Here is a 6,617-nt window from a genome sequence, read left to right on the forward strand (position 1 = left end):
ATTGTTCAGGCGCGGGAAGGCCATGTCCGGCGCGCCGATCATCAGCGGCACGAACCAGTTGCCAAAACCCCCGATCATGGCCGGCATGACCATGAAGAAGATCATGATCAGGCCGTGCAGGGACACGATCACATTATAGTTGTGCTCATTGCCCCAGAAGCCGTTGTTGAAGACCTGGAGACCCGGCTCGGCGAGCTCCCAGCGGATAAGGCCCGACATGGCCCCGCCAATGATGCCCGCAAAGATGGCGAACACCAGGTACATGGTCCCGATGTCCTTGTGGTTGGTGGAATACACCCAACGCTTCCAGTCCCAGATGCTGGGGGTGTGATCGTCGTGATGTTCAGCAGCTTGAGCCGACATGATGATCCTCTCCGGACTTTAGTTGGCCGCCGCGACGCGCGTGGCGCGCTGGCTGGCGTAATAGGACGCAAGGACGGTGGATGCCGTATACGGATCGGCGTTGGCCGCTTCGGTCCACGCCGTGAACACCTCTTCGGGCACCACATGCACCTCGATCGGCATGAAGGCGTGGCGGATGCCGCAGATTTCCGAGCACTGGCCGAAATAGATGCCTTCATTGCCTTCCGGCACGAGGAACCAGGTTTCGTTCAGGCGGCCGGGAATGCCGTCCATCTTCACACCGAAGGCAGGCACCGCCCAGGAGTGGATGACGTCGGAGGCCGTGACCTGCACACGGACCGTTGCACCGGAAGGCACCACGATCGGCACATCCGTGCTCAGCAGGCGGGCCTGTTCCCAGTTTTCGCTCGTGATAGCGTCATCCTCGAGCATGTTGGAAACGAACTCGAAGCCGCCATGGTCGGGATACTCGTAGGTCCAGTTCCACTGGTTGCCGGTCACCTTGATGGTGAAGTCCGCTTCCGGGATCACGTCCTGGAAGTAGAGCAGGCGGAAGGAGGGCACCGCGATCACGATCAGGATGAGGACCGGCACCGCCGTCCAGATGATCTCGATCAGCGTGTTGTGGCTGAACTTTTTCGCAACCGGGTTCGACTTGGCGCGGTAGCGCACGACGATCCAGGCAATTAGGCCGAGCACGAGAAGACAGATCGCCGAAATGATCCACAAAAGCAGGTTGTGGAACGAGACGATGTTTTCCATCACCGGCGTCACGGCTTCCTGCAGGCCGAGCCCGCCATCCACCGGAATACCGACGACCGTGGCTGATGCTGCGCCGGTCAGGGCGGCGGTCAGGACCGCACCGGCTATGAGCTTCAAACGCATGGAACCCCCAAGACTTGTCTGGCAGCCTGCAGGGCGACTCCCTGCTTCGTGCGGCGGAATATAGAGCCCGGCACTGCCGGTGTCAGTGCGACATGAGCGCCGTATTGTCGCGGGGCGCCCATAAAGTTTCAGTACGGCCCGGACATTCGGTTTGATGCGGGCTTGTGCTGTCTGCTAGCCTTACGCGAAGAAAATCTCAAGCGCCGGAGACGTCATGAACACCCTAATTGCGCACAAGCGGGCGTGCATCACGGCCCTGACCGGTCTTGCGCTCCTCATCACAGCCCCCCTGCCCGCCTCTGCCCAGGACCGCCTGCCGGCCGTTCGCGCGGCCATACAGGAATGCGAAGTCGCAGCGCTGGGCGGCGCAGACATGTCGCGTGCGCTGGGCGCCTGTGACTTTGCCTTGCGCGATTCGACACTTGGCGACGAGGAGCGCGCCCGCCTTCAACTCAATCGCGGGGCGCTTTCGGTGGCGCGCGGCGATGGCCGCTCCGCCATGACCGACCTCACAGCCGCGCGCGAGCGTCTGGGCGAGCTTCCCGAACTGCACCTTACCCTCTCCGCCGCGCAGGTGCGGATCGGCGACTATAACGGCGCGTACGAATCTGCGGCCCGTGCGCTCGATCTGGGGCTGGAAGCTTCGCACCTCGCCCATTTCAACCGCGCCATCGCGCTGGAGCATCTCGGCCGCTATGACGAGGCCTATGCCGCCTACAGCGAGGCCGCCCGGCTGGCGCCGGACAATGCGCTTCTGGCCGCCCAGCCGCGGCGCTTTGCGCAACATCAGCCATAGGGCTGCCCCACCTGCCGACACAGGGTCGATAAGATGGCCCGACGCTCCTATGTTGAGTGCAGACGCACTCAAGGAGAGTTACATGGCCAGCACGCCTTCCACAGACCCGTTTGACGGTTTCGGCTTTGACGCTGACAGCGCCCTTGATGTGCTAAAGGCCAGCCTTGCCGGCGCCGATGATGGCGAGCTGTTTCTCGAAACCGAGGCGAGCGAGTCTCTCGCCTTTGATGATGGCCGGCTGAAAGCCGCCAGCTTCGATGCGGGCCGCGGCTTTGGCCTTCGCGGCGTGTTCGGCGAAACGACCGGCTTTGCCCATTCCAACGATGTCAGCCTTGCTTCGCTGAAACGCGCAGGCGAAACCGCCGCCGCTGCACGGCAGGGCCGCGATGCGGTGATGGCCCCGCCCCCGCCCGGCACCAACCGCAAGCTCTACGACGATGTCGATGTGATCGGCGAGCCGGGCTTCGAGGCCAAAGCCAAACTGCTGGGCGAGATTGATGCCTGGCTGCGCGCCCGCGATCCGGAAGTCGTCCAGGTGGGCTGCTCGATTGCCGCATCGCGCCGCGTCATCGGAATTGTCCGGGCCGACGGCTATATGGCCCATGATGTCCGCCCGCTTGTCCGCCTGAACATCTCGGTCACCGTTGAACGCAATGGCCGCCGTGAGAGCGGCAGCGCCGGTGCAGGCGGACGTGCTGAGTTTTCCCGCTGGCTGAACGCCGAAAGCTGGCAGTCGCTCGCTGACGAGGCCCTGCGCGTTGCCAAGGTCAATCTCGAAGCGGTCGATGCACCCGCTGGCGAATGGGAAGCCGTGCTGGGCGCAGGCTGGCCGGCCATCCTGCTGCACGAGGCAGTAGGCCACGGGCTTGAAGGCGATTTCAACCGCAAGGGCACAAGCGCCTTTGCCGGGCGGATCGGCAAGCGGGTCGCCGCGCCGGGCGTGACCGTGATCGATGACGGCACGCTCGCCGAGCGGCGCGGCTCGCTGACCATCGATGATGAAGGCACGCCCACGGGGCGCACCACCCTGATTGAGGACGGCATTCTGGTCGGCTTCATGCAGGACCGGATGAATGCGCGCCTGATGGGCGTCGATCCGACCGGCAATGGCCGGCGCGAGAGCTATGCCCATGCGCCCATGCCGCGCATGACCAACACCATCATGACGGGCGGCGAGCACGATCCGGCCGAAATCCTCGAAAGTCTCGATGACGGCATCTACGCCGCCAATTTCGGTGGCGGGCAGGTAGACATCACGTCGGGCAAGTTCGTCTTCCGCTGCACCGAGGCCTACCGGGTGCGCGGCGGCAAAATCGCCGAGCCGATCAAGGGCGCGACCCTGATCGGTGACGGGCCGAGCGCGCTGACGCGCATCTCCATGATCGGCAATGACTTTGCCATGGACCCCGGCGTCGGGACCTGTGGCAAGGCAGGCCAGGGCGTGCCCGTCGGCGTGGGCCAGCCGACCTTGAAGATTGCCGGCATCACAGTCGGCGGAGCGGGCTAGGCCCGCTCCGGCCCTTACTGCCTATTCGCGAACCGGCACTTCGGGCCCTGGCTCTGAAGGCGCGGGAAGCTGGTCCTCGGCCCGGCCATGGCCGAGCGCCTTCAGACCGAAGCTCGCCGCTGACATCAATATGCCAAGCCCGATGCCGATCAGGCCGATTATGCCGAACACCTCGCCATAGCCGGCAAGCGCCGCGGCCGGATCGAGCACCTGACCGGCCACCGTGTCAGTTGCCGTCAGGGCGGCGATCAGCCCGCCGACATACTGGGCAAAGGCGCTGGAGAGGAACCAGCCGGCCATCATGAAGCTGACAACCGCGGCCGGAGAGAGCTTCGTCACCGCCGACAGGCCGACCGGTGACAGGCACAGCTCGCCTGTCGTGTGCAGCAGATAGGCCAGCGCCAGGAAGAAGAGCGGCACGCGGTAATTATCATCCGCAAACTGTGTGCCCCAGACCAGCACGAGGAAGCCGAGACCGACCTGGATCAGGGCGAGACCAAACTTCAGCGGTGTGTTGGGATTGCGCTGCATCTTGGCCAGAAAGGCCCAGAGGCCGGCAAAAAGCGGCGCAAAGATCAGGATGAAGCCGGAATTGAATGACTGGGTCTGAGAGGCGGTCAGCGACAGATCCAGCGTGATCGGCCCCAGCGCCATCAGGCGTTCGGGCGCGAGATCGAGCTGGGTATTGCGCGCGGCGAAGAGGTTCATCGAGGAACCTGCCTGCTCGAACAGCGCCCAGAATACGACAGACACGGTGATGAGGATGAGCGCCAGCAGGAGGCGCTGGCCTTCCTGTACGGTGCATTTGGCGTTCATGTACCAGCCAATATAGCCGAGGAACACCACGGCCCCTGCGATCAGCAGGATGAGCATGGCGTCAATGCCGCCAATGCCGGGCACCGGCAGAGTGAGCTGGTGGGCCTGAATGAGCCAGTAGACGACCCCGACCCCCAGAATGCCCAGAAGATAGATGACTGTCTCGCGGTTGAGCGGGCCGAGCACGCGCGCCTTCAGGGCCGCAGGGTCTGGCGGATTGCCAACATCGGCAAGCAGGTTCCTGCCCGGCAGGAAGAAGGCGAGCCGCCCGCGCACAAAGACGATGAAGCCGACAAGCATGCCGACGCCGGCAAGTCCGAACCCGGCCCACCAGCCGACCGTCTCGCCCAGCAGGCCGCACAGAATCGCCGCCCAGAACGCCCCCAGATTGATGCCGTAATAATAGAGCGTGAAACCGCCATCACGGCGCGGATCGTGCTCGTCATAAAGCTGGCCGACGATCGAAGAGATGCTGGCTTTCAGGAAGCCCACCCCCATGATGATCAGCGATAGGGCGAGATAGAGGATGGCGAGGCCGCGCCCGTCCTCATAGGTCACTTCCGTCGCGAAGCTGCCGGCAGGCAGGGTGGAGGGAAGGCTTGCGCCGTCAGGCAGGCCCTCGATCAGGAGTTCCCCTTCACTGCTGGCGGAGAAATCATAGAGCGCGCCATCAACCTCCAGCTGGACGGTTCGCTCACCGCCGCGCCCTTCGGCGACAAGCGTGTAGGACGAGCCTTCGTATTGCAGCGCTTCCTCCGAGGGGCGCCCCTCAATGCCCATGGCGAGGTGACCGGCCACCAGCAGCAGGGCGCCATAGGCAATGGCCTTGCGATTGCCGAGATAGCGGTCAGCCACAAAGCCGCCAATCAGCGGCAGCAGATAGACCAGCGAGGTATAGGCCCCGTACTGGGTGCTGGCGCGGCCATCATCAAAGAGGAAGTGCTGGGTCAGGTAGAAGATCAGCAGGGCGCGCATGCCGTAATAGGAGAAGCGCTCCCACATCTCGGCAAAGAACAATATGTGCAGGCCCTTGGGATGCTTGGCCATCTGGGTGAAGACCGGAATGGCCGTCACCACTGTGATGAGTATGCCGAGCGCGACGACGATATTGATGACCATGCCTGTCCCCGAATAAACCGGCGGCCTGCGGACAGTCCGCCTTCTGAATAAATGAATGGGATCACTGCACCACGGCCCGCCCCTTTCGGCAAGGCGGGGGTGTGGCAAACAGATTGGCGAACGCCGTACGGACCGTCCTGGGTCGTTGTGTAAAGCGCCTTACTATCGCGTTTCACCGGCGCAAGCCGGTGCCCAGCTTCCATCTGGATCCCGGCGTTCGCCGGGAAAACGCAAGATTGAGTTAGTCCAGGCTCGGCCTCAATCTCCGAGCCGGGGGCTACTGGCTATTCAGCGAGCACCTTCGCCCATTGGCTTCAGCTTCCCGCCTGCGCGGGTAGGACATGGGAAAAGCCTAGTTCGCCTTTTTCGGCGGGGTCGGGGCAAAGGGCGCAGGCAGCGGCGCGCAAGGCACACCGTCCTCTGCCAGTTTTGCCCGTTCTTCAGGCGTCGTCTCGCCATAGATCAGGCGTTCGGGCTTTACGCCCTCGTGAATGGCGCGCGCTTCCGAGGCGAAATCGGCACCGACATAATCGTAATTCTTGCGGATATGGGCGCGCACCTTGCGGGCGACCTCGTCCATGTCCGGCTGGCCGTTCGTGCTGGTCTCGCGCCCTTTTGTGGTGCGCACAGCCGGTGCCATCACGGCACGCGTGACAGCCAGCGAGCCGCATTCGGGACACTCGACCAGCCCGCGTGCCTCCTGAGCTTCATAATCGCTGCTCGACGAGAACCAGCCTTCAAAGCCGTGCCCCTCATCGCATTGCAGAGCATAGCGGATCATGGGCCGGTGAACTCCCGCTCACCTTTCAGCGCCGGGATGCGCTGGCGGGCAGACACGGCCTCGTCCGGATCAATCTCGGCATAGAGAATGCCCGGCTCGTCATGATCGAGGACGCCCATGACGTCGCCCCACGGGCCGACCACCATGGAATGCCCCCAGGTCTTGCGGCCATCCTCGTGGCCGCCGCCTTGCGCCGGGGCCAGGATAAAGCTGCCGGTCTCGATGGCGCGGGCGCGCAGGAGCACTTCCCAGTGCGCCTTGCCAGTGGGACGGGTAAAGGCGGATGGAACGGCGATTGCCGTCGCGCCTGCCTTGGCCAGCGCGCGGTAGAGATAGGCAAAGCGTATGTC

At 63.8% G+C, this 6,617-nt stretch carries 7 protein-coding genes; 2 read left to right on the forward strand and 5 right to left on the reverse strand.

The window, feature by feature from the left end; translation table 11 throughout:
- Both ACTS2Z_RS11865 and coxB read right to left on the reverse strand, forming a co-directional pair.
- On the reverse strand, nt 1-363 hold a 363-nt coding region (locus tag ACTS2Z_RS11865; protein WP_442573420.1), incomplete at its 3' end, for a cbb3-type cytochrome c oxidase subunit I.
- Between the two features lie 18 nt (nt 364-381).
- Nucleotides 382-1,248 (reverse strand): cytochrome c oxidase subunit II, encoded by an 867-nt coding sequence (gene coxB / locus ACTS2Z_RS11870; protein WP_442573421.1) that lies wholly within the window; start codon nt 1,246-1,248, stop codon nt 382-384.
- Between the two features lie 214 nt (nt 1,249-1,462).
- Between coxB and ACTS2Z_RS11875 the strand changes: the two genes are divergently transcribed.
- Both ACTS2Z_RS11875 and tldD read left to right on the forward strand, forming a co-directional pair.
- Nucleotides 1,463-2,044, forward strand: a complete 582-nt coding sequence (locus tag ACTS2Z_RS11875) for a tetratricopeptide repeat protein (RefSeq protein ID WP_442573422.1) — start codon at nt 1,463-1,465, stop codon at nt 2,042-2,044.
- 82 nt (nt 2,045-2,126) lie between these two features.
- A complete protein-coding gene (gene tldD, locus ACTS2Z_RS11880; protein ID WP_442573423.1) occupies nt 2,127-3,551 on the forward strand; it encodes a metalloprotease TldD in 1,425 nt (474 codons plus the stop codon).
- A gap of 21 nt (nt 3,552-3,572) precedes the next feature.
- On the opposite strand, the gene ACTS2Z_RS11885 is transcribed toward tldD, so the two are convergent.
- From ACTS2Z_RS11885 to ACTS2Z_RS11895, 3 genes are all read right to left on the reverse strand, one after another.
- Nucleotides 3,573-5,480 (reverse strand): peptide MFS transporter, encoded by a 1,908-nt coding sequence (locus tag ACTS2Z_RS11885; RefSeq protein WP_442573426.1) that lies wholly within the window; start codon nt 5,478-5,480, stop codon nt 3,573-3,575.
- 358 nt (nt 5,481-5,838) lie between these two features.
- Nucleotides 5,839-6,267, reverse strand: a complete 429-nt coding sequence (locus ACTS2Z_RS11890; RefSeq protein WP_442573424.1) for a DUF1178 family protein — start codon at nt 6,265-6,267, stop codon at nt 5,839-5,841.
- Nucleotides 6,264-6,617: nitrilase-related carbon-nitrogen hydrolase (locus tag ACTS2Z_RS11895; protein WP_442573425.1), on the reverse strand; the 354-nt coding region annotated here is incomplete at its 5' end. The genes ACTS2Z_RS11890 and ACTS2Z_RS11895, both read right to left, overlap by 4 nt.

This window comes from Glycocaulis sp. (assembly GCF_052168375.1).
Taxonomy (GTDB): domain Bacteria; phylum Pseudomonadota; class Alphaproteobacteria; order Caulobacterales; family Maricaulaceae; genus Glycocaulis.